This is a genomic window from Pseudonocardia ammonioxydans (genome assembly GCF_900115005.1).
In the GTDB taxonomy this organism is placed as follows: Bacteria; Actinomycetota; Actinomycetes; order Mycobacteriales; family Pseudonocardiaceae; genus Pseudonocardia; species Pseudonocardia ammonioxydans.
The window spans coordinates 255241-278973 of sequence record NZ_FOUY01000001.1; the positions used below are offsets into that span (position 1 = coordinate 255241).

Annotated in this window: 17 protein-coding genes; 5 read left to right on the top strand and 12 right to left on the bottom strand. The window is 74.4% G+C overall.

Annotation, left to right across the window (positions count from 1 at the left end; all coding sequences use genetic code 11):
• Positions 1 to 4 precede the first annotated feature (4 nt).
• From BM093_RS01215 to mftF, 6 genes are all read right to left on the bottom strand, one after another.
• A complete protein-coding gene (locus BM093_RS01215; RefSeq protein WP_093335847.1) occupies positions 5 to 994 on the bottom strand; it encodes a P1 family peptidase in 990 nt (329 codons plus the stop codon).
• A 122-nt stretch (positions 995 to 1116) separates the two neighbouring features.
• Entirely contained in the window at positions 1117 to 1962 is an 846-nt protein-coding gene (locus BM093_RS01220; protein ID WP_093335850.1) for an SRPBCC family protein, read from the bottom strand.
• Positions 1963 to 2056: 94 nt separating this feature from the next.
• Positions 2057 to 2908, bottom strand: coding sequence for an FAD binding domain-containing protein (locus BM093_RS01225; RefSeq protein WP_093335853.1), 852 nt, complete (start codon positions 2906 to 2908; stop codon positions 2057 to 2059).
• Positions 2905 to 5382, bottom strand: a complete 2478-nt coding sequence (locus BM093_RS01230) for a xanthine dehydrogenase family protein molybdopterin-binding subunit (RefSeq protein ID WP_093335856.1) — start codon at positions 5380 to 5382, stop codon at positions 2905 to 2907. Before BM093_RS01230 ends, BM093_RS01225 begins: the two co-directional genes overlap by 4 nt.
• Position 5383: 1 nt before the next feature.
• Positions 5384 to 5902 (bottom strand): (2Fe-2S)-binding protein, encoded by a 519-nt coding sequence (locus tag BM093_RS01235; RefSeq protein ID WP_093335859.1) that lies wholly within the window; start codon positions 5900 to 5902, stop codon positions 5384 to 5386.
• A 370-nt stretch (positions 5903 to 6272) separates the two neighbouring features.
• Positions 6273 to 7934: a mycofactocin biosynthesis glycosyltransferase MftF gene (gene mftF / locus BM093_RS01240; RefSeq protein ID WP_245773220.1), complete on the bottom strand. Its 1662-nt coding sequence runs from the start codon at positions 7932 to 7934 to the stop codon at positions 6273 to 6275.
• Positions 7935 to 8038: 104 nt separating this feature from the next.
• Here mftF and BM093_RS01245 point away from each other — a divergent pair, with 104 nt between their 5' ends.
• Positions 8039 to 9166, top strand: coding sequence for an alkaline phosphatase family protein (locus BM093_RS01245; RefSeq protein ID WP_093335862.1), 1128 nt, complete (start codon positions 8039 to 8041; stop codon positions 9164 to 9166).
• 21 nt (positions 9167 to 9187) lie between these two features.
• Here BM093_RS01245 and mftE read toward each other — a convergent pair whose 3' ends face one another.
• The 6 genes from mftE to mftA all read right to left on the bottom strand — a co-directional run bounded on the left by mftE (position 9188) and on the right by mftA (position 18119).
• Complete coding sequence (gene mftE, locus BM093_RS01250; protein ID WP_093335865.1) at positions 9188 to 9916, bottom strand: mycofactocin biosynthesis peptidyl-dipeptidase MftE; 729 nt, start codon at positions 9914 to 9916, stop codon at positions 9188 to 9190.
• 17 nt (positions 9917 to 9933) lie between these two features.
• Positions 9934 to 11451 carry an MFS transporter gene (locus BM093_RS01255; RefSeq protein ID WP_093335868.1) on the bottom strand — a complete coding sequence of 506 codons (1518 nt, stop codon included), beginning with the start codon at positions 11449 to 11451 and terminating at the stop codon, positions 9934 to 9936.
• Between the two features lie 29 nt (positions 11452 to 11480).
• Positions 11481 to 15977 carry an oxidoreductase gene (locus tag BM093_RS36495; RefSeq protein WP_218162614.1) on the bottom strand — a complete coding sequence of 1499 codons (4497 nt, stop codon included), beginning with the start codon at positions 15975 to 15977 and terminating at the stop codon, positions 11481 to 11483.
• A 466-nt stretch (positions 15978 to 16443) separates the two neighbouring features.
• The gene (gene mftC / locus BM093_RS01275) at positions 16444 to 17679 is read right to left on the bottom strand and encodes a mycofactocin radical SAM maturase (protein ID WP_093335870.1); all 1236 of its coding nucleotides are present in this window, start codon (positions 17677 to 17679) and stop codon (positions 16444 to 16446) included.
• Positions 17680 to 17719: 40 nt separating this feature from the next.
• Positions 17720 to 18043 (bottom strand): mycofactocin biosynthesis chaperone MftB, encoded by a 324-nt coding sequence (gene mftB / locus BM093_RS01280; RefSeq protein ID WP_093335872.1) that lies wholly within the window; start codon positions 18041 to 18043, stop codon positions 17720 to 17722.
• Complete coding sequence (mftA, locus tag BM093_RS01285) at positions 18033 to 18119, bottom strand: mycofactocin precursor MftA (RefSeq protein ID WP_093335874.1); 87 nt, start codon at positions 18117 to 18119, stop codon at positions 18033 to 18035. The genes mftB and mftA overlap by 11 nt, the downstream gene beginning before the upstream one ends.
• A gap of 154 nt (positions 18120 to 18273) precedes the next feature.
• Here mftA and BM093_RS01290 point away from each other — a divergent pair, with 154 nt between their 5' ends.
• The 4 genes from BM093_RS01290 (at position 18274) to fdhF (ending at position 23732) form a co-directional block, all read left to right on the top strand.
• Positions 18274 to 18687 carry a DUF952 domain-containing protein gene (locus tag BM093_RS01290; protein WP_093335876.1) on the top strand — a complete coding sequence of 138 codons (414 nt, stop codon included), beginning with the start codon at positions 18274 to 18276 and terminating at the stop codon, positions 18685 to 18687.
• 67 nt (positions 18688 to 18754) lie between these two features.
• On the top strand, positions 18755 to 19261 hold the full coding sequence (locus BM093_RS01295) for an NAD(P)H-dependent oxidoreductase subunit E (RefSeq protein ID WP_093335878.1): 507 nt from the start codon (positions 18755 to 18757) through the stop codon (positions 19259 to 19261).
• Between the two features lie 20 nt (positions 19262 to 19281).
• On the top strand, positions 19282 to 20907 hold the full coding sequence (locus tag BM093_RS01300; protein ID WP_093335881.1) for a formate dehydrogenase beta subunit: 1626 nt from the start codon (positions 19282 to 19284) through the stop codon (positions 20905 to 20907).
• On the top strand, positions 20904 to 23732 hold the full coding sequence (fdhF, locus tag BM093_RS01305) for a formate dehydrogenase subunit alpha (RefSeq protein ID WP_093335883.1): 2829 nt from the start codon (positions 20904 to 20906) through the stop codon (positions 23730 to 23732). The genes BM093_RS01300 and fdhF overlap by 4 nt, the downstream gene beginning before the upstream one ends.
• The last annotated feature ends 1 nt before the right edge of the window (position 23733 follow it).

Sequence of the window (23733 nt, forward strand, 5' to 3'; positions counted from 1 at the left end):
GCGCTCAGCCGGCCACCAGCGACGAGTACGACGGCCGGTCCGGCGCGGCCTCGGCCGCCAGCACGGCGTGCGCCACGGCCCGGGCGGTGACGTCGGCCGCGGCCGACTGCAGCTCGTAGGTCCCGTCCGTGTCCGGCGCCGGAGCGGTGCCGGTGGCCAGGCCGAACGCGCAGTCGCCGTCACGCAGGGTGTGCACCGGGTGGATGGCGCGGGCCAGCCCGTCGTGTGCCATCGCCGCGAGCCGCGTGCAGCCCACCTTGTCCAGGGTCGCATCGGTGCCGACGACCACCAGCGTCGTCGCCGTGCCGAGCGGGTTGACGTGCCTCCCGTAGAGGTCGGCGACCCGCTGCGCCGGCGCGACGGCGTCGGGGAACTCGCCCGGCAGCCCGTGCCGGGCGCCCAGGACCTCGCCGGTACGCGGGTCGACGGCCGTGCCCGCGGAGTTGAGCACGACCAGCGCGGCGACCGTCGTCCCGCCGTCCAGCACCACCGACGCCGTCCCGATCCCGCCCCGCAGCCCACCGGACACCGCGCCCGTCCCGGCCCCGACCGAGCCCTGCTCGACCGGGCCGTCGTGGGCGGCGTCGTAGGCGGCCGCACCGGTCGCCGCGGTCGGCCGCGCGGCCGGGTCACCACCGCGGCCCAGGTCGAACACCACCGCGGCCGGGACGATGGGGACCACGACCCCCGGCATCGCGACGCCCTCACCGGCGCGTTCCAGCCGGGCCATCACCCCGGACGCCGCGTCGAGGCCGTACGCGCTCCCGCCGGACAGCGTGATCGCGTGCACCCGCGCGACGGTGGCGGTCGGGGCGAGCAGGTCGGTCTCGCGGGTCCCGGGCGCGGCCCCGCGCACGTCCACCCCGGCGACCGCGCCACCGGGCGGGGCGAGCACCACGGTCGTACCGCTGCGCGCCCCGGGGCCCTCGAGTGCGGCGTGCCCGACCCGCAGCCCGTCCACATCGGTCAGCCCGTTGCCCCGTCCGCTGCGCATCCGCCCATCCTGCCCGTCCCCCGAAACGCCGCGCGGGCCGGTTCCTCCGGGGAGGAACCGGCCCGCGCCGGGCTGGGGAGAGGCGTGCCGTGCAGCCCGGATCCCAGGGCTGCTTCGCGGCCTCAGTCCTTCTTGGCGGCCTTCGCGGCCTTCTTCGCCAGCTTCTCCTGCTTCGCCGGCTTCTCCTTCCGGACGGCCTTGTCGGCCTTGCGCGCGATCTTCTCGGCCTTCTTCGCGGCCTTGCCCTCCGTGCCGCCGCGCAGCCGCTTGAGGACCACGAACAGCAGGGTGAGTGCGGCCAGGCCGCCCAGCACCGGGCCGAACCGCTTGAGCACCGGCGCACCGGCCGAGTCGAGCAGGTCGATGGCCTCGACCGGGCTGCTCTGCGGCTGCCGGGCGGCCGGGGCCGGGGTGCTCGTCGCGGTCTCGCCCGGCGCCGGCGGGACGGCCGGCAGCGGGCTCGTCTGGTCGGCCGCGTGCTTCGGGCCGGCGCCGTTGGAGTCCGCCGCCCCGGTCGTGCCCGGGCCGGTCAGCTTGTCCGCGACGCAGGAGGAGAACTGGCCGATGATCTTGTCGGCGACGTCGGAGATGACGCCCCGGCCGAACTGCGCCGGACGCCCGGTCACGGTCATGTCGGTGACCATGGTCACCGAGGTCTTGTCCGGCCCGTCGGCGACCATCGTCCCGGTCACGACGGCCTTCGCGGTCCCGTTGCCCCGCGCGTCCCGGCCGGACGCGTCGATGACGACCTTGTGGTTGGCGTCGTCGCGCTCGACGTAGGTGCCCTTGCCCTTGTAGGTCAAGGAGATCGGGCCGAGCTTGACCTTCACGGTGCCCTGGAACGAGTCACCCTCGTACTCGGTCAGGGTCGCCCCGGGGAAGCACGGCGCGATGAGCTCCGGGTCGTTCAGTGCCTTCCAGGCGTCCTCGATCGGCGCCTCGATCGTGAACTTGTTCTCCAGCTGCATCTTCTCTCACTGCTCCTCGTCAGGGGCGGAAACGACAGGGGCGCCTGTCCGAGAGGTTCCCGGACAGACGCCCCTTCGGAGTGCTCGTCGGCCCTCAGCCGGCTGCGGCCAGGACCGCGCGGCCGGTGAGCACCTTCGCCAGGTGCTCACGGTAGTCGGCTGCGGCGTCCGCGTCACTCGGAGCCGAGGTGCCCTCGGTCGCGTGTTCGGCGGCCGCCTTCGCGACATCCGGACCGGCCGCCTGGCCGACCAGGGCCCGCTCGACGCCGGTGGCCCGGATCGGCACGTTGCCCATGTTCGTCAGGCCGATGCGGGCCTCGGAGATGCTGCCGCCGTCCACCTTGAGCGCGACGGCGACGGCGACCATGGACCACGCCTGGGCGACCCGGTTGAACTTCTCGTAGTGGGTCTTCCAGCCGGTGTACTTCGGGAACCGGATCATGGTGAGGATCTCGCCCTCGCCGATGGCGGTCGTGAAGTAGTCCTGGAAGAACTCCGCCGCCGGGACCAGGCGGGTGCCGCCGGAACCGAGGATGACGAACTCGGCGTCCAGGGCCAGCGCGGCCGCCCCGAGGTCACCGGCCGGGTCGGCGTGCGCGAGCGCGCCGCCCAGGGTGCCGCGGTGGCGGACCTGCGGGTCGGCGACCGTCTCGGTGGCCTGGGAGATCAGCTCGACGTGCTGCTTGATCAGGTCGTTGCGCATGACCTCGTGGTGCGTGGCCATCGCGCCGACCATGACGTACTGGTCGTCCTCGCCGATCCGCTTGAGCTCCGGGATCCCGCCCAGGTCGATGACCGTGCTCGGGGCGGCCATGCGCAGCCGGAGCACCGGCAGCAGGCTCTGCCCGCCGGCGAGGATCTTGGCGTCCTCACCGGCCTGCTGCAGCGCGCTGACGGCCTCCTCGACCGACGACGGCCGGACGTAGTCGAACTTCGCCGGGATCACTGGACCTCCCCCTTGGGGTTGTTCGGATCGATGGATCCCAGGCCTGCGCCCGGGGAATGGGTGTCGCTCGGGGTCTGCTGGGCCTGGTGGCCCTTCGCGACCTGCAGCGCGCGCCAGACCCGCTGCGACGTCGTCGGCATCTCGATCTCGGTGACGCCGAGGTGGCGCACCGCGTCGAGCACGCCGTTGACGATCGCCGGGGTGGAGGCGATGGTCCCGGCCTCACCGACGCCCTTGACCCCGAGCGGGTTGGTCGTCGACGGGGTCGAGACCGTCTCGGTGGTGAAGCTGGGCAGGTCGGCCGCCGACGGCAGGGTGTAGTCGACGAACGTGGCGTTCACCAGGGTGCCCGACTCGTCGTAGTTCGCCTCCTCGAACAGCGCCTGCGCGATGCCCTGGGCGAGCCCGCCGTGCACCTGGCCCTCGACGATCAGCGGGTTGATCACGTTGCCGATGTCGTCGACGCAGACGTAGCGGCGCAGGTTCACCCGGCCGGTGTCGGTGTCGACCTCCATCGCGCACAGGTGCGTGCCGTGCGGGAAGGAGAAGTTCTCCGGGTCGAACACGGCGTCGGAGTCCAGCGAGGGCTCCATGCCCTCCGGGTAGTCGTGCGCCATGAACGCGGCGAACGCGATCTCCTGGATCGCCTTGCCCTTGTCGGTGCCCCGGACGGTGAACTGGCCGTTCGCGAACTCGATGTCGTCCTCGGAGGCCTCGAGCAGGTGCGCGGCGATCTTCTTCGCCTTCTCGATCACCTTCTCGGCGGCGTTGACGATCGCGATGCCGCCGACGACCAGCGACCGGGAGCCGTAGGTGTCCAGGCCCTTCGGCGCCACCTGGGTGTCGCCGTGCAGGATCTCGACGTCGTCGAACCCGACACCGAGCTTGTCCGCGACGATCTGGGAGAACGCGGTCTCGTGGCCCTGGCCGTGGGCGGACGCTCCGGTGGTGACCTCGACCTTGCCGGTGGCCAGCATCCGGACGTTCGCGGCCTCCCAGCCGCCGGCGCCGTAGTCCAGCGAGCCGAGGACCCGCGACGGGGCGAGCCCGCACATCTCGGTGAACGTCGAGATGCCGATGCCCAGCTGCACCGGGTCGCCCGAGCGCCGGCGCTCCTCCTGCTCGCGGCGCAGACCGGCGTAGTCGAACAGCTCCATCGCGCGCTGCGTGGCCTGCTCGTAGTTGCCGGTGTCGTAGGTCAGGCCCACGACCGTGTCGTACGGGAACTCGTCGTGCTTGATCCAGTTCTGCTCGCGCAGCTCCACCGGGTCCCGGCCGAGCTCGACGGCGACCTCGTCCATCATCCGCTCGATGGCGAAGGTGGCCTCCGGACGGCCCGCGCCGCGGTAGGCGTCGGTCAGCGTCTTGTTGGTGAAGACGTTGGAGCAGGTGAACCGCAGCGCCGGCATCTTGTAGATGGCGTTGAACATGAACGCGCCCAGGATCGGCACGCCCGGCCCGACCAGCCCGAGGTAGGCGCCCATGTCGGCGTAGAGGTGGACGTCGAAGCCGGTGATCGTGCCGTCCTTGCGGACCGCCATCACCAGGTCCTGGATCTGGTCCCGGCCGTGGTGCGCGGTGAGCATGCACTCGCTGCGGGTCTCGGTCCACTTGACCGGCTTGCCCAGCTTCTGCGCCAGCAGCACGCAGAGCATCTCCTCGGGCAGCACACCGATCTTGCCGCCGAAACCGCCGCCGACGTCCGGGGCGATCACGCGCAGCTTGGACTCGGGCACCCCGAGGGTCACCGTGGTCATGGTGCGCAGGATGTGCGGCACCTGGGTCGCGGCCCAGATGGTCAGCTGCTCGCCGGTCGGGTCGACGACGCAGGAGCGGGGCTCCATGAACGCCGGGATCAGGCGCTGCTGGCGGAACCGGCGGCGGACGACGATCTGGTCGTCGTCGGCCTCGGCGGCCTTGATCGCCTCGCTGACGTCGCCACCGGTGCCGGCCGCGGCCGAGTCGAACACCCAGGTCGCGGAGACGTTGGAGCCCAGGTCCGGATGGACCAGCTCGGCACCGTCCTGAGCCGCGGCCTCCATGTCGAGGACCGGGTCGAGGGGCTCGTAGTCGACGTCGACGAGCTCGACGGCGTCCCGGGCCGCGGCGGCCGAGCGCGCGACGACGACGGCGACGCCCTCACCCGAGAAGTTCACCCGGCCGTTCGCGAGGACCGGACGCTGCGGGGCCTTCTGGTCCGGGGTGATCGGCCACGCGCAGGGCAGGCCGACCTCCTCGGCGCCCAGGTCGGCGGCGGTGTACACGCCGAAGACGCCCGGCGCCTTCTCGGCCTCGGACTTGTCGATCGAGTTGATCGTCGCGCGCGCGATCGTGGAGCGGACGACGGCGATGTGGACGGTGCCCGACGGGGTGATGGAGTCGGTGTAGCGGGAGCGGCCGGTGATGAGGCGCTGGTCCTCCTTGCGGACCCGCGCCCTGCCGATCTCGGTGGTGGGCTCGGCGGTGGTCGTCAACTCAGTTCCCTCCCCCGGCGACCGGGGCGGCCTGCTCGGTGGGCTGGGCCGCACCGGGCTTCATGGTCTTCGCCGCGCTCTGGACGGCGCGCACGATGTTCTGGTAGCCGGTGCAGCGGCAGAGGTTGCCCTCGATGCCCTCCCGGACCTCCTGCTCGGTGGGGTCGGGGTTGTCCCCGAGCAGGTCGACCGCAGCCATGATCATGCCCGGCGTGCAGTAGCCGCACTGCAGGCCGTGGCACTCGCGGAACGCCTCCTGCACCGGGTGCAGCGTGCCGTCGCGGGCCAGGCCCTCGATGGTGGTGACCTCGGCGCCGTCGGCCTGGACCGCGAGGACCGAGCAGGACTTCACGCTCTGCCCGTTCAGACTCACGGTGCAGGCACCACAGTTGCTGGTGTCGCAGCCGATCAGTGTCCCCGTCTTGCCCAGCGTCTCCCTCAGGTACTGCGCGAGCAACATGCGGGGCTCGACGTCGTCGGCGTAGTTCACGCCGTCGACGGTGACCCGGACCTCTGTCATGAACTCTCACTCCTCGTACGCGACCACGCGCTCGGGCCGCGCGGGATCTACCGGGGACATCGCCCGAGGAGCACCGGATCGCGGTCGCGACCGCGGCGGCGCGCCTCGAGAGCCGCCACAGTCCTGTGGCGACGCCCACATCACACTCCCGATCTTCCAGGGGTGCAAGGAGAACGGCGATCGACCCTCGCCGCGGGTACGCGGGCGGCATGCCCGTGACCGGGAACACCGCCCGAGGAGAGTCGCAGCCGCGGAGTAGATCACCGAACGCGACCGCAGAAACGGATCCACGAGACAACACGAATCACCCGTTCAGACCAACCCGGATGGAGTGGTCGCGGGCCCGCGAGTCAGGGCAGCCTAACCTGCATCAGCGCCGACGGCCAGGCCCGGCCGGGCGCAGCGGGGCCGACGTGCGGTGCCGCCAGGCGCCCCACCACAGTCCGGCGCCGTAGGCGAGGTCGTCGAGCCGGTGCGCGACCAGGTGGACGACGACGGGGACGCGCACCCGCGGGTCGCGGTCGCGGTGCGACCACCAGTCCGCCAGCCCCTCGGCCAGTGCCGCGATCGCGACCGCGCGCCGGGCCCGGGACGAGACGACGCACGCCACCGCGGCGACCGGCCAGAAGTGGCGGGTCAGCGCCGACGCCGTCTGCCACAGCGCGCCGGCCAGCCCGAGCGTGGTGAGCCGGGCGGCGCTGCGCCGCGGGTGCTCCAGCCGGGTCAGCTTGCGCGACAACCGTTCCGTGGCGACCACGGAGACCACCCCGGCGACCGCGGTCGCGCCGCGGCGCTGTGCGAGCAGCAGCAGGCACACCGCCGCCGTCCACGGCGACAGCACCACCGGCGGCACCGCTCCCGGGTGCCGCTGCGCCAGCGGTGCGGCACCGGTCCCGTAGAAAGCCTTGCGGCGCAACCACTCCCCCGGCCGGGTGCGGTGGTCGTGGGCGACCCGCGCGGTGGGCTCGAAGCGCATCGCCCAGCCGGCGGCGTGCAGCCGCAGGACCAGGTCGACGTCCTCGGCGACGTGCATCCCGGCGTCGAAGGCGCCGCCCCCCACCGCCGACACGGCGTCGACCCGCACGAGCACGGCCGCGCTCGGCACGTACGCCACCCGCGAGCGCGGCACGACCAGCGCCGGATCCGTCCCGAGGTCCAAGGAGGACCGCACCGCCTCGTAGCGCCCGACCGTCCCGCGCAGCCCGGTCCCGTGCTCGGAGTCCAGGGCGATGATCCGCGGGGCGACCAGCCCGACCGCCGGGTCGGCCAGGTGCGCGAGCAGCGGTTCCAGCCAGCCCGGCCCGGGCACCACGTCGGAGTCGAGGAACACCACGTACGGCGTGCGCGCGGCGGCGAGCCCGGCGTTGCGAGCCGCGGCCGGCCCCTGCGGGTGCTCGTGCCGCAGGATCCTGCCCCCGGCCCCCTCGACGCTGCGCCGCAACGGTTCCGGCCGTTCCGACCCGTCGTCGACGACGACGAGGCCGCCCAGCCGTCCGGGTACGGCACCGTCGCCGTCGGGCCCGCAGACGGGGCCGAGGGCCGCCAGGAGCCGGTCCAGCGGGCGGTCCTTGACCGGGACCACCACCGTCACCTGCTCCGGCCGGGCGGACGCCGCCGCACCCGGGACCGGGTGGGCCAGCCCCGCGTCGAGCAGCGTGCGGGCCAGCGCGCGGTGCACCGGGCCCTCCACCACCAGCGGCCGCCCGGGCGGGGGCAGCAGGGCCCGCGCCGTCGCCGACAGGTGGACCAGCCGGGGCGGCGCGCCGCCGAGCAGGGCCGCGCCGTCGTCGATCCGCCGGGTGCGCCGGTCGAGCAGGACCCGGAACCCGTCCGGGAGCCGCCGGTCGGCGGGCCCCCGGGCTGTGGGATCGCCGCTTCGTTCGGCGGGATCGCCGCTTCGTTCGGCAGGATCACAGCTCCGTCCGGCTGGGCCGCCCTGCGCCGCAACCGGTGCGCCGCGCTCCGGACCCCCGGGCTGCGGCGGGCGGGCCGGACGGTCCGGGTGGTCGGGACGTGTGTCGGGGGCGGTCACCGCCCGAGCGTTCCATCCGGCGCGGCCGCGGGTCGACTCCGCGTCGCCCACCCCACTCCCACCGGCGGTGCGCGGATCCGGCCCGCCGACGCACACTCGTCGTCATGCCGGATCTCCTTCCCCGCTACGGCACCGCGACGCTGGCCGACGTCCTGCCGTCGCTGCTGCACGCGATCGGCGCCCCGCTCGACGACCGCCCGCCCGCGTTCACACTCCCGCCGGCCCAGGCCGCGGTACTGCTGCTGATCGACGGGCTGGGCCACGAACTGCTCCACGCGCACGCCGCGGACGCCCCGGTGCTGGCCGGGCTCGCCGACGCCGGGCCGCTGACGGTCGGCTTCCCCTCGACCACCCCGATCAGCCTCACCTCGCTCGGCACCGGGCTGCCCCCGGGTTCACACGGCACGCTGGGCCTGCGGTTCCGGGTGGACGGCGAGCTGCTCGACGCGCTCGGCTGGTCGTCCGGGCGCCGGGACCTGCGGGACGTGCTCGTCCCCGAACAGGTCCAGCCGGAGCCCACGGTCCTGGAACGGGCCGCCGCGGCCGGGGTCGAGGTGCGGTCGGTGTCACCGCTGGAGTTCCGGACGTCCGGGCTGACCCGGTCCGGCCTGCGCGGCGGCCGGTACCGCGGGGTGGCCGCCCTCGGCGATCTCGCCGTGGAGATCCTCTCCGGGGCGGACGGCCCCGGGCCGCGGCTGGTCTACGCCTACCACGCCGACCTGGACAAGCTGGGCCATCTGCACGGCCCCGGCTCGCCGGCCTGGCGCTGGCAGCTCCGCCAGATCGACACGCTGCTCGGGATGCTCCTCGAGGCGCTGCCCGCCGGCACGCTGCTGGCCGTCACCGGCGACCACGGCATGGTCACCGTCGACCGGATCACCGACGCCGATGCCGAACCGGTGTTGCAGGACGGCGTCGCACTGCTCGGCGGTGACCCGCGGGCCCGGCACGTCTACGTCCACCCGGGCGCGACCGACGACGTCCTGGCGGCCTGGCGCTCCACCCTCGGCGACGACGCCTGGGTGGTGTCCCGCGACGAGGCGGTGGACGGGAGCTGGTTCGGCCCCGTGCCGGACCGGGTGCGGGACCGGATCGGCGACGTCGTCGTCGCGCTGCGCGGGACGGCCGCCGTGGTCCGCCGGGAGGCCGAGCCGTACCTGTCGACGTTCCCGGGGCAGCACGGCTCGCTGACGCCCGCCGAACAGCTCGTCCCGCTGCTCGTGCACTCCTGACCCCGGGGACGACGTGCCGGGTCACCCGGCCGGGACGCGCAGCCGTCCGGTCCGCGGCGACGGGTCCCAGGCCGCGATCGCCGCCCCCGCCCCCGCCACGATCGCGTCGAGCAGGGCCCGTCCCTCGGCCGCGGACGCCCCGGCCGGGTCGCCCAGCACTCCGTTCGGGCTCAGGCCTGCGATCCCGTCGCTGCGCAACGCGTCGATGATCTCGCGGATCGGCCGGGTCTCGCCCGCGGCGGCACGCTCCGCCCGGACCCGCTCCGGGTGCAGGTGGGTCAGCAGCGAGGTCTCGTAGCGCCCGGCGTGCGCGTCCAGCGGCACCCCCGCCACGTCGGCGACGCAGGACAGCCAGCCGGCGTCGCGCCCCTCCTCGCGCAGCAGGCCCACCGCGGACGACAGCGCCGCGACGTTGCCGCCGTGGCCGTTGAGCAGCACCAGCCGCGACGCCCACCGGCAGGCGGACCGGCCGTACTCGACCAGCACGGTGTGCAGCGCCTGCTCCCCGATGGACACGGTGCCGGGGAACCCCTCGTGCTCCCCGGCCGCGCCGTAGGGCAGCGCCGGGGCCAGCACCAGCGCCGGGTCGGCGTCGTGCAGGGCGGACCCGACCGCCGAGGCGACGGCGGTGTCGGTGCCCAGCGGCAGGTGCGGGCCGTGCTGCTCGGTCGACCCGATCGGGACGACGACGGTGCGCGGCCGGCCCGCCGGGTCGGCCAGATCGGTCCAGGTGAGGTCGGCGAGGATCACCGCTACAGCCTGCCCCGTCAGCCCCCGGCCCGGCGCAGCGCGGTCAGCGCCAGCGCGACGGCCCCGGTCAGCAGGACCGCCCCGACCAGCCCGACCGCGCCGACGCCGGCGCTGAACGCGGCCCGGGCCGAGGCGAGCAGCGGGCCCGCGACTTCGGCCGGCACCTCCCCGGCGACCGCGACCGCGCCGGCCAGACCCTCCCCCGCCCGCTCGACGGCGTCCCCGCTGAGCCCGGCCGGCGGCACCAGCCGTCCGGTGTAGACGGCGGTGAGGACGCTGCCGGTGATCGCGACGCCCAGGGCCACACCCAGCTCACCGGCCGTCTCCGAGATCGACGCGGCGGCGCCGGCCCGGGCACTCGGGACCGACCCGAGGACCAGGTCGGTGGCCAGGACGCCGATCGGGCTCAGCCCGAGCACGGTGCCGGTGATCAGCGCGACGAGCGCGACCGGGCCGGATCCCGCACCGACCAGCCCGACGAGCAACGAGCCGAGCACGGCCAGCGCCGCGGCCCCGGCGACCACGGTGGACACCCGCAGCCACCGGGTCAGCACCGGGGTGAGCAGCGACCCCACGACGGTGACCGCGGCGAGCGGCAGCATCCAGATCCCGGCGGTCAGCGCGGACGCCCCTGCCACCAGCTGCAGGTACTGCGGCAGCAGGAAGAACAGGCCGTTGACCGCGACCAGCCCGATCAGCAGCACGGACACCGCCGCCGTGAACGCGGGCCGGGTGAACAGCGTGACGTCGAGCAGGGGGTCCGCGAGCCGGCGCTGGCGGCGGACGAACAGCACCCCGGCCAGGGCACCGACGACGGCGGCGACGAGCACCCCGCCGTCCGGGCCGTGGGCGGCGAGGTTCTTCACGGCGAGGACGAGCGGGAGCATCGCGGCGAGCGAGAGCCCGACGCTGAGCAGGTCGGGGCGCCCGCCGCCGGTCCCGGTCTCCTCCGGCAGCAGCCACGGCCCGAGCACCAGGAGCAGCAGCATCGCCGGGACGCCGAGCAGGACGACCGCGCCCCACCAGTAGGTCTCGAGCACGATGCCGCCGATCAGCGGACCGAGCGCGACACCGGCCGAGAACGTCGTCATCCACACCGCGACGGCGAACCGCCGCTGTGCGGGGTCGGGGAACATCGTCGAGATCAGGCCGAGGGTGGAGGGCATCAGCGTCGCACCCGCCACGCCGAGCAGCGCGCGGGCCGCGACGAGCAGCCCGGCGGTGGGCGCGAACGCGGCGAGCACCGAGGCTGCGGCGAACGCCGCCGCCCCGATCAGCAGCAGCCGCCGGCGTCCGATCCGGTCGCCGAGCGCGCCCATCGTGATGAGGAACCCGGCGATCAGGAACCCGTAGATGTCGAGGATCCACAACTGTTGGGTGGCCGAGGGCTGCAGGTCGGCGGTCAGCGCGGGCGCGGCGAGGTAGAGCACGCTGACGTCCAGGGCGAGGACGAGCAGCGGCAGGGCGAGCACGGCCAGGCCGGCCCACGCGCGGGGTCCGGCACGCTCGGTGGCGATCACGGGTTCGGTATCCATGGCGTCGACGCTAGGAACTGGACCTGACTTCAGGTCAAGACAGCTGCTCCTTCCCGGATCGCGGAGTCCATCCGGCGCGGGGCCAGCGCGTCCCCGATCCGGTGCACCCGCGGGTGCGAGCCGACCAGCTCGGTCCACAGTCTTCCACGCGGCACCGCGGGCAGGGCGGTGACGACGGCCGCCACCTCACGGTGCTCGACCCGGCCGGTCGGGTGGTGCAGCAGCTGCACCCCGATCCGCCCGGCTCTGCTCTGCTCACCGGGACGCACCACCCGCAGCACGGCGCGGTCGGTCGAACACCGGATGCCCGCCGCGTGCGCCCGGCGGCGGAAGCCCTCGCGGTCGAGGGTCAGCCCGAGGTCCTGGCCGACGACCAGCGCCGGGGTGACGATCTCGACGTCGTGCCCGCGGGCGGCGAGCAGCTCCGCGGTCGAGGTGGCCTGGTGGAACCCGAGCTCGTCGACGACCAGCACCGGCCCGTCCGGGAGGCGGGTCCCGGCCAGGACGTCGTCGACCGGGACGGTGAGGCCGTCCGGGTCCCAGTGCGGGGCCGCCGACGCGGCCCCGGTGGCGAGGACGACGGCGTCGGGCTGCTGCGCGGCGACGACCTCGGGGTCCACGGCGAGTCCGAACCGGAGCGTCGCGCCGGCCTCCCGTGCCGCGCGCAGCAGGTCGGTCACGACGTGCCCCAGCTCGGCCCGGCCGGGCGCGCCCGCGGCGAGCGCGAGCCGGCCGCCGGGGCCGGCGGCGCGCTCGGCGAGCAGCACCCGGTCGCCGCGGGCGGCGAGGGACGCGGCCGCGGACAGCCCGGCCGGTCCGGCGCCGACGACGAGAACGGTGCGCCGCCCGCCCGCGGCCCGCGCGCCGGGACTCGCCGCCGCGGAACTCGCCACTCCGGAAGCCGCCACTCCGGAAGCCGCCGCCCCGGAATCCGCTGCCCCGGGATTCGCCGCTCCGGGATTCGCTGCTCCGGGGCTCGCTGCCGCGGGGTTCGCTGCTCCGGGATTCGCTGCTCCGGGATTCGCTGCTCCGGAGGTCGCTGCTCCGGGGTGGTGCGCCGGGGTAAGCAGAGCAGAGCCCCGGCGCAGCGGCACCTGCGCGCCGGCGACCAGCAGCCGTTCCCGGCCCGCGGCGGGGTTGACCGCGCACTGCAGCGGCAGGTTGAGCCCGACCCGGCCGATGCAGTCCTGGTTGCACCCGACGCAGCGGCGCACCGGGCGTCCGGCCGCGGCCTTCGCCGCGAACTCCGGGTCCGCGATCTGTCCGCGGGCGACACCGACCAGGTCGCACTCGCCACGTTCCAGCGCCGCGGCGGCCTCGCCGGGCGTGGTGAACCGCCCGACCCCGATGACCGGGATGTCCGAGCCGGCGTCCCGGACGGCGCGGCGCAGCCTCGCGGCGAGGTGCCCGGCGTACCCGGCGGGCGTGTGCATCGACGGTTCGATCAGGTGCAGGGTCGAGGTCGCGACGCCGATCGAGGTGTTGAGGTGGTCGACCGCGCCGGTCGCGACGAGCCGGCGGGCGAGGTCGGCGCCGTCGTCCGGGGTGATGCCGCCGGGGACCCGCTCGTCGACACCGATCCGCAGGCCCAGCACCGGCTCCGGGCCGATCGCCGCGCGGACGGCGGCGACGACGTCGAGCACCAGCCGGGCCCGGCGCGCGCGGTCGCCGCCCCAGGCGTCGGTCCGCCGGTTGGTCGCCGGGGAGAGGAACAGCCGCAGCAGCGACGCGTGCGAGCACTGCAGCTCGACGCCGTCGAAACCACCGGCCACGCAGCGGGCCGCGACGTCGGCGAACCCGGCGACGATCCCGGCGATGCCCGCGGCGTCCAGCTCGGCCGGGACCTCGCGGAACATCGGGTCGGGCAGTGCCGAGGGCCCGACGACGGCCTCCCGCGAGTACATCCCGGACCCCTGCGCGCCGTTGTGGTTGAGCTGGGCGAGGACGACGGCGCCGTGGCCGCGCACCGCGTCGGTGATCCGGCGGTAGCCGGGCAGCACGGCCGGGTCGTGCCCGCGGATCAACCGCTCGTACGGCCGGTCGTGCGGGTGCACGGCGTGCTCCTCGGTGATCACCAGCCCGGCACCGCCGGCCGCCCGCGCCGCGTAGTAGGCCGCGTGCCGCTCACCCGGCAGCCCGTCCTCGGCGAATCCGGTCAGGTGCGCGGTGAACACGATCCGGTTCCGCAGCGTGTGGCGACCGAGCCGCACGGGGTCGGTGAGGCCCGCGGCGCCTCCGGTCGCCGGACGTGCACGCGCCTCCCGCGACGGTGTCACCGCCCCGGCCACCGACGCAGCGCCCGGGCGAGCCGAACCCACCGCAGCACGACCGGCGGGCCCGGGGACCGGATCGGCACCGGAGGAGGGCCGCCCGCCGTCCGGCCCTTCCGGCCCCGATGACCCCGCCGCCAGGAGCGCGCCGGCGATGCGCAGCGCGGCACGGCGGCCCTCCCGGACCGCCTCGGCCAGCGTCCGCGGTGCCACCCGATCGCCCGCGCTCGGGCGGCCGGGGGCGTCGGGCAGCGTCCGGTCCGGCAGCCGGGCCCCGCAGTCGACGACGACGGCACACGGCACCTCCGTGACCGCGCCGGTGTGCACGTCGGCCAGCTCGGCGACCCCGCCCGCGACCCGGCGCAGGTCGGTGAACAGGGCGCGCACCACGCCCGCACGTTCGAGCCGGGCGTTCGCCGGTGCCATGTCACCGCACCGGCCGAGCTGGTGCCCGGCCACCGCGTCGGGGGTCGACAGCGTGACCGCGTACCCGGCCGCGGCCAGCAGCTCCGCGGCCCCCGGCCCGGTCCAGTCGCCGAGCGGGTCACGGACCAGCACGGCCGCACCAGCCGCGACCCCGGTGGCACCGAGTGCGTGTGCGACGCCGGAGCGCCCACCCCCCACCGCGCGCCCCCGGTCGGCGACCGCGGCGAACAGCTCGGCGGCCGGCAGGACGGGCACGTCCGCGGCGTACCGCACCGGTGCGCGCCGGGACCCGGTGGCGAGCAGGACCGTCTCGCCACGGGCCTCGGCGACGGCGAGGGCGGCGGCGTCCGGCTCGGAGCCCAGCTCGACCCGGGCCCCGAGCCGGGCGAGCTCGCGTTCCCACCACGCGACCGGCAGCCCGAGCCGGCTGCGGCCGGGTACGGCGGCCGCCGCGTGCAGCGCCCCACCGAGGCGGTCCGCCCGCTCGTGCACGGTCACCGGGTGCCCGCGCAGGGCAAGGGTCCGGGCCGCCTCCAGCCCGGCCGGTCCGCCCCCGACCACGAGCACAGGAACCGGCCCGGCACAGCGATCCCCGGGCGGCCGGTCCTCGAGCAGCCCGTGCTCGGGCTGCCGGTGATCGAGCAGCCGGTGCTCGGGCGGCCGATTCTCGAGCGGCCCGTACTCGGGCATCCCGTCCTCGCGCGGCCTGTCCTCGCGCGGCCAGTGCTCGGGGGGCCCGTGCTCGGGCAACCGGTCCTCGGGCGACCAGTCCTCGGGCGACCAGCCGCCCTGGGCGTGGGTGCCCGGTGTGCCCGACCCGCGGCCGGGTCGCCCCGCAGCCGGGTCCGGCTCGGCCCGTTCGTGCCCGGACCGCGGCTCCAGCTCGTCCCCGACGACCGGGTTGCGCGGGTCCCGGGCGGCGGCCAGGGCGTTGGTCAGCAGGCACGGCCGGATGCGCTCCGGCGTCCCGGCGCGGGCCAGCGCCACCAGCCGGGGATCGGCGATCTGCGCTCTCGTCATCTCGACGAGATCAGCGTCCCCGCAGGTCAGCGCGTCGGAGGCGATCGACACCGAGGCGACGCTCCCGGCGAGCACGACGGGTGCCGCACCCGCCACTGCGCTGCGCACCTCGGCGCATCGCTCCCGCAGGAACGCCTCGGGCGTGTGCAGGTCCGGCCGCGTCGACCCGACCGACAGGGCACTGCCGACGACCGGGACGAGCAGGTCGACCATCGGCGCGACCGCCCGGGCCAGGGCGACGCCGTCGTCGGGCCGGATGCCCGCCCACGGAGCGAGCTCGTCGACGCAGAGCCGCAGCGCCAGCAGCGGACTGGGCCCGATCGCGTCCCGGACCGCGCCCAGCACCTCGCACAGCAGCGACGACCGGTCGGTGCCGTACCGGTCCTCGCGGTGGTTGGTCAGGCCGGAGCAGAACTGGCGCAGCAGCGAGTGCTGCCCGGCGGAGATCTCCACCCCGTCCACACCGCTGTCCACAGCCGATCGCGCGGCATCGGCGAAGGCGGTGACGATCGCGCCGATCTCGCCGGGGCCCATCGCGACCGGGGTCTCCCGGGACACGACGTCGGGCACGGGCGACGGCCCCCACAGCGGGTGCCGGGAGTGCGCCGTGCTGCCCTGGCCACCGGCGTGCGCCAGCCCGGCCAGCACCAGCGTCCCGTGCGGGCGGCAGGCCTCGGCCACCGCGGCCCAGCCCGCAGCGGCCGGGACCCGGTCCTCCGCGGTGCGCGTGCGGCCGTCCGCCTCCGGACGAACCTCGCCGAGATGCAGCCCAGCGTCCCGTGGAGATCCACATATCGCGCTGGACTGCATCTCGGCGGGGAGAGCGGGCGCCGAGCGGCGCGGGGCGGAGAGGGGGTGCGCCGAGCGGCGCGTAACGGGGACGGCGGGCGCCGAGCGGCGCGGGGCAGGGCCGGCGGGCGCCGAGCGGCGCGTGACGGGGAGGGCGGGGCCGGCAGGACCGCCGGGACCGGCGGGGCCGGCGGGGCCGGCGGGGCCGGCAGGACCGCCGGGACCGGCGGGGCCGGCGGGGCCGGCGGGGCCCGCGACCGGGAACGCAGCGGGCGCGTAGGCGTACGGATGGTCCGAGGCGTGCACCGAGGCCGACTCGACCACGACCAGCCCGGCCCCGCCCGCGGCACGCGCGGCGTAGTAGGCGACGTGGTCGTCGGTGATCTCGCGGGCCGCGTTGCCGAGGTTCGTCTCGTGCGGCCCGAACAGGACACGCGACGGGGCCCGCCGACCACGCAGGTCGACGGGCCCCGTCAGGAGGTTCGTGTCAGCTCCCCGCGACCGGGGCCGGAACCTGCTCCGCCGTCGGCGAGAACCCGGCCAGGGGGCTCTCGTCGCACGCCCGGTCCGGCCGGCGCGGCGGCGGGGCCAGGGACAGCATCGTCGGCTGCTTCGGCGCGCGGGAGTTGCGCGGCGCCGACCGCGAGTGGTCCACGTCGGACTTCGGGATCACGGTCTCGTCGTCGCGGTCGGCGAGCATCTGCTCGCCGAAGCCCCGCACGCACTCGGGGTCCGGGCCGTCCAGCGGCAGCCCGGTGAAGAACTTGGCGGCCATGCAGCCGCCCTGGCAGGAGTCGAAGAAGTCGCAGGACGCGCACGCCCCACCCGTCTGCGGCTGGCGCAGCTCGGTGAACAGCTCGGAGTGCTCCCAGACCTCCTTGAAGCCGCCCTCGTCGCGGACGTTGCCGGCCAGGAAGTTCTCGTGGATGGCGAACGGGCAGGCGTAGACGTCACCGACCGGGTCGATCAGGCAGACCACCCGGCCCGCGCCGCACAGGTTCAGCCCGGGCAGGGCATCGCCGTAGGCGGAGAGGTGGAAGAACGAGTCCCCGGTCAGGACCTGGTCGCCGTGCGCGACCAGCCAGTCGTAGAGCTGCTTCTGCTGGGCCTGGGTCGGGTGCAGCTCGTCCCAGACGTCGGCACCCCGCCCGGACGGGCGCAGCCGGGTGATCCGCAGCTGGGCGCCGTACTTGTCGGCGATCGCCTTGAACTCGTCGAGCTGGTCGACGTTCTCCCGGGTCATCACGACCGAGATCTTCGGCTTCTCGAAGCCGGCCTCGGCCAGGTTCTCCAGCGCGGTGATCGCGGTGTCGAACGAGCCGGGGCCACGGACGTAGTCGTTGACCTCGGGCGTCGCACCATCCATCGAGATCTGGATGTCGACGTAGTCGGTCGCCGCGAGCTGCGCGGCCCGGGCCTTGTCCAGCTTGACGCCGTTGGTGGAGAACTTGACCCCGACGTCGTGGGCGATGGCGTAGTCCAGCAGCTCCCAGAAGTCCGGGCGCACGGTCGGCTCGCCACCGCCGATGTTGATGTAGAAGACCTGCATCCGCTGCAGCTCGTCGATCACCGCCTTGGCCTCGGCGGTGGTCAGCTCGCGCGGGTCACGCCGTCCCGAGCTGGACAGGCAGTGCACGCACGCGAGGTTGCACGCGTAGGTGAGTTCCCAGGTCAGGCAGATGGGCGAGTTCAGGCCGTACTGGAAGTGATCGACCAGCTTCACGGGCACCTCGGATTCAACGCTGTGGTGGTCGGCGGGGGCTCTACCGGGCGACGATCGTGCCGGAGCGCAGCAGTCCCGCCAGGGCCTTCAGGTAGGCCTCGTGCTGGGCCTCGGGGACACCGGCGGCCTCGACGGCGGCCCGGGCGTCCGGGTGGTGCTCGAGGCCCTTCACGACCTCGACCAGTTCGGGGGTCTTCAGGAACGACAGCTTGCGGGTCACGAAGTCGTACACCAGGGCGCCGAACGGCTCCGGGCGCAGCGAGACGCTCTCGCTGATGCGGTACGGCGCCGCGGGGTCGAACGACCCCGCGGCCCCGTCCGAGCTCGTGCTCGGCACCGTGGTGTCGACGGCCTTAGTAGACACCGCACATACCGTCGATGGAGACCTCCTCGACGAGGGTCTCCTCGACCAGGTTCTCCTCGTTCGTGTGCTCGCTCATGGGCTACCTCCGCTGGGTCACTCTCGGCGAGAGAGGTGATGTGCCGCCCCGCCGGCCGGCGGTGGCAGCGGTGGCGACGCTATTGGCACCCGGTGCCGGAAATCAAGGTCCTCTGCCCACGCCCGTCCGTTCGGACGGGCGGCATGCTGACCCCATGACGAACGACAGCTCCCCCGCGACCACCTCCGACCGGGCCGGCGCCGACGCCGGCGTGCCGGTCCTGCTGCACCTGTGCACCCCCGCCGAACGCACCTCGTACGAGCTGCTGGGCGAGATCGCGCCGCCCTCGCTCGAGGAGGCCGGCTTCGTCCACCTCTCCACGCCCGACCAGGTCGCGCTGCCCGCCCAGCGCCTGTTCGCGGGCCGGACCGACCTGCAGCTGCTCGTGCTCGATCCGGCCGCGATCGCCGCGGCCGGCATCGAGGTGCGCTGGGAACCGGGCGTGCCGGGCGACCCGGACGCGATGCGGTTCCCGCACGCCTACGGCGCGATCCCGGCGACCGCGGTGCGGTCGGTGCAGCCGTACGCCCCCGGCCCGGACGGGTTCAGCGCGCCCACGATCACCTGAGCCGGCCGCCGCGCCGTTTCCCGGGGAGACTGTTGCCACACTCGATCGCAGACAACATACTGTATGCATGTCGTGGTCGACTCACGAAGTTGAACGTTCCACCGTCGTGCGGGAGATCGCCGCGAGCCTGAAGGGCGAGCGGGGGGCGCTGATGCCGATCCTGCACCGTGTCGTCGCCGAGGTCGGGTACCTCACGCACGAGGACACCACGGTGATCGCCGAGGTACTGAACCTCTCCGAGGCCGAGGTGCACGGCGTGGCCACCTTCTACAAGGACTTCCGCCGGGAACCCGCCGCCGAACGCGTCGTGCAGATCTGCCGGGGCGAGGCCTGCCAGGCGGTGGGCGCCGAGGCGCTGGTCGCCCACGCCACGTCGACGCTCGGGGTGGAGGTCGACACCCGCAGCGCGGACGGCACGGTCGAGCTGGAACAGATCTTCTGCTTCGGCAACTGCGCGCTGGGCCCGGCGGTCAGCGTCGACGGGCGGCTGCACGGACGGGTCGGCCCGGACCGGTTGGACGTCCTGGTCGGCGCGCGTACCGGTGGTGCGCGCCCCGCGGGAGCGCAGCGGTGAGCCGCGCGCAACGAGGCCGCGTGCAACGGGTGTACGTGCCCGCGGACTCCGCGGCCCGCTCGGTGGGTGCCGACGAGGTCGCCGACGAGCTGGTCGCGGCCGCCGCCGCGGCCGGGCGGGAGATCCAGCTGGTGCGCAACGGTTCGCGCGGCATGCTGTGGCTCGAGCCGCTGGTCGAGGTCGAGACCGCCGCCGGGCGGATCGCCTACGGCCCGGTGCAGGCGGGCGACGTGGCGGCGCTGGTGGCGGCCGGGATGCTGGACGGGGCACCCACCCAGGGCTGCCACGGCCGCACCGACGACATCGACTGGCTGGCTTCGCAGCACCGGGTGACGTTCCGGCGGGTCGGGGTGACCGACCCGCTCGACATCGCCGACTACCGCGCGCACGGCGGTTTCGCCGGCCTGGAGCGGGCCCTGACGATGACGCCCGCCGCCGTCGTCGACGCGGTCACCGAGTCGGGGCTGCGCGGGCGCGGCGGTGCCGGGTTCCCGGCCGGCATCAAGTGGAAGACCGTGCACGACGCCGGGAGCGACCTCAAGTTCGTCTGCGCGAACGCCGACGAGGGGGACTCGGGCACGTTCGCCGACCGGATGCTGATGGAGGGCGACCCGTTCACCCTGATCGAGGGGATGACCATCGCCGCGTACGCGGTGGGCGCGACCGAGGGCTACATCTACCTGCGCTCGGAGTATCCCGACGCCGTCCGGATCATGCGGCAGGCGATCGACGTCGCCTACGCGCACGGCTGTCTCGGGGCGGGGGTCCTCGGCAGCGGGCTGGGCTTCGACCTGTTCGTGCGGGTGGGCGCGGGCGCCTACATCTGCGGCGAGGAGACCTCGATGCTGGAGAGCCTCGAGGGCAGGCGCGGGCTGGTGCGGTCCAAGCCGCCGATCCCCGCGCTCGCCGGGCTGTTCGGCAGGCCCACCGTGGTCAACAACGTGCTGACCCTGGGGACCGTGCCGATGATCCTGGCCGAGGGCCCGGCGTCCTACCAGGACCTGGGCGTCGAGCGGTCCCGCGGCACCCAGGTCTTCCAGCTCGCGGGCAACGTCCGCCGGGGCGGGATCGTGGAGACCGGGTTCGGCATCACGCTCGGCGAGCTGGTCGAGGGCTACGGCGGGGGCAGCGCGTCGGGCCGCCCGGTGCGCGCGGTCCAGGTCGGCGGCCCGCTCGGGGCCTACCTGCCGGTGGACCGGTTCGACCTGCCGATGGACTACGAAGCGTTCGCCGCCGCGGACGCGATGGTCGGGCACGGCGGCCTGGTGGTGTTCGACGAGACGGTCGACATGGCCCGGCAGGCGCGGTTCGCGATGGAGTTCTGCGCGGTGGAGTCGTGCGGCAAGTGCACGCCCTGCCGGATCGGCTCGGTGCGCGGTGTCGAGACGATCGACAAGATCATCGGTGGGGTCGACCGGGAGCGGAACCTGCTGGTGCTCGACGACCTGTGCACCACGATGACCAAGGGGTCGCTGTGCGCCATGGGCGGGCTGACACCGATGCCGGTGCAGAGCGCGCTGCAGCACTTCCCCGAGGACTTCGACCGGCCACCGGCCGACACCGCCGGCCTGCCGGTCCCGGACAAGTTCGCAGCGGAGACCGCCGCGCGCAACGCCGCGCTGATGGCCGGAGAGGTGCAGCGATGAGCCTGCTGAAGGAACCGGACTTCGGAACGCCGGCCCGCACGTCGGAGACCACGGTCACGGTCGAGGTCGACGGCCACGCCGTCGAGGTCCCCGCCGGGACGTCGGTGCTGCGCGCGGCCGCCGAGGCGGGGATCGCGATCCCCAAGCTGTGCGCGTCGGACAACCTGGAGCCGTTCGGCTCCTGCCGGCTGTGCGTGGTCGACATCGAGGGCGCGCGCGGCACCCCGGCGAGCTGCACGACGCCCTGCACGGACGGCATGAAGGTCACCACCCAGACCCCCGAGCTCGCCGACCTGCGCCGCGGCGTCATGGAGCTCTACATCTCCGACCACCCGCTGGACTGCCTGACCTGCCCGGCCAACGGCGACTGCGAGCTGCAGGACATGGCCGGTGTCGTCGGGCTGCGCGAGGTCCGCTACGGCCACGAGGGCAAGAATCATCTGAAGGAGGAGAAGGACACCTCCAACCCGTACTTCGACTTCGACCCGAGCAAGTGCATCTCGTGCTCGCGGTGCGTGCGGGCCTGCGACGAGGTGCAGGGCACGTTCGCGCTGACCATCGAGGGCCGCGGGTTCGACAGCAAGGTCGCGCCCGGCGGGTCGGCCGACTTCATGTCCAGCGAGTGCGTCTCCTGCGGTGCGTGCGTGCAGGCGTGCCCGACCTCGACGCTGCAGGAGAAGACCGTCGTCGACCTCGGCATGCCCGACCGCACCGTGCTGACCACGTGCGCGTACTGCGGCGTCGGCTGCTCGTTCAAGGCCGAGCTGCGCGGGGACCAGCTCGTGCGGATGGTGCCCCACAAGGACGGCGGCGCCAACGAGGGCCACAGCTGCGTCAAGGGCCGGTTCGCGTTCGGCTATGCCGACCACCCCGACCGGCAGCTCTCGCCGATGATGCGCGACTCCATCGACGACGAGTGGCGCCCGGTCGGCTGGGAGGAGGCGCTCACCGAGGTCGCCCGGCGGTTCTCCGCGCTGCGCTCGGAGCACGGTCCGGGGGCGATCGGGGGCATCACCTCCTCGCGGACGACGAACGAGGAGGTCTACGCGGTCCAGAAGATGGTCCGCGGCGCGTTCGGCAACAACAACGTCGACACCTGCGCGCGGGTCTGCCACTCCCCGACCGGCTACGGGCTGAACCAGACCTTCGGTACCTCGGCGGGCACCCAGACCTTCTCCTCGGTCGAGCACAGCGACGTGATCATGGTGATCGGCGCGAACCCGACCGACGCCCACCCGGTCTTCGCCTCGCGGATGAAGCGCCGGCTGCGCGCCGGCGCGAAGCTGATCGTGGCCGACCCGCGACGCATCGACCTGGTGCGCTCACCGCACGTCGAGGCCGAGCACCACCTGCCGCTGCAGCCCGGCAGCAACGTCGCGCTGATCAACGCGATGGCGCACACCGTGGTCACCGAGGGCCTGGTCGACCAGGAGTTCCTCGACGCGCGCTGCGAGGGCCAGGACGAGTACCTCGAGTTCATCCGCGGCCCGGAGAACGCGCCCGAGGCGCTGGAGGAGGTCATCGGCGTCGACGCCGACCGGATCCGGGCCGCGGCCCGGCTGTTCGCCACCGGCGGCAGCTCCGCGATCTACTACGGGCTGGGCGTCACCGAGCACTCGCAGGGCTCGACGATGGTGATGGGCCTGGCCAACCTGGCGATGCTCACCGGCAACGTCGGCCGCGAGGGCGTGGGGGTCAACCCGCTGCGCGGGCAGAACAACGTGCAGGGCTCGTGCGACATGGGCTCGTTCCCGCACGAGCTGCCCGGCTACCGCCACATCGGCACCGAGTCCGTGCGCGAGATCTACGAGTCCCTGTGGGGCACCACCCTCGACCCCGACCCGGGCCTGCGCATCCCGAACATGTTCGACGCGGCGGTCGACGGGACCTTCCGCGGGCTGTTCGTCCAGGGCGAGGACATCGCCCAGTCCGACCCCAACACCCACCACGTCGAAGCCGCCCTGAGCGCGCTGGACTGCCTGGTCGTGCAGGACCTGTTCCTCAACGAGACCGCCCGCTTCGCCCACATCTTCCTGCCCGGCACCTCGTTCCTGGAGAAGGACGGCACCTTCACCAACGCCGAGCGGCGGATCAACCGGGTGCGCCCCACCATGCCGCCGCGGACCGGCAAGCACGAGTGGCAGGTCGTCGCCGAGATCGCCGCCCGGATGGGCTTCGCCATGAACTGGGAGCGCTCGGCCGACATCATGGACGAGATCGCCGCGACGACACCGACCTTCGCCGGGGTCAGCTTCGCCCACCTCGACCGGGTCGGGTCCGTGCAGTGGCCCTGCAACGAGGCCGCCCCGCTGGGGACCCCGACCATGCACGTCGGCAGCTTCGTGCGGGGCAAGGGCCGGCTGATGAAGACCGTCTACGTCCCGACCCTCGAACGCAGCACCCGCCGCTACCCGCTGATCCTGACCACCGGCCGCATCCTCAGCCAGTACAACGTCGGCGCCCAGACCCGGCGCACGGCGAACTCGTCCTGGCACGCCGAGGACGTCCTGGAGATCCACCCGCACGACGCCGAGGACCGCGGGATCACCGACGGCGCCCTGGTCGAGGTCGCCTCCCGGGTCGGGACGACGCGGCTGCACGCCCGGATCTCCGACCGGATGCCGGTCGGGGTCGTCTACACCACGTTCCACCATCCCGAGTCCGGGGCCAACGTCGTCACCACCGAGAACTCCGACTGGGCGACGAACTGCCCGGAGTACAAGGTCACCGCCGTGCAGGTCGCGCCGGCCTTGCGGGCCGACACGACCCGGGCCGGCACCGCGACCTCCACACTCGCCCCGGTCGGTGTGGGAGCGGGTGAGTGAC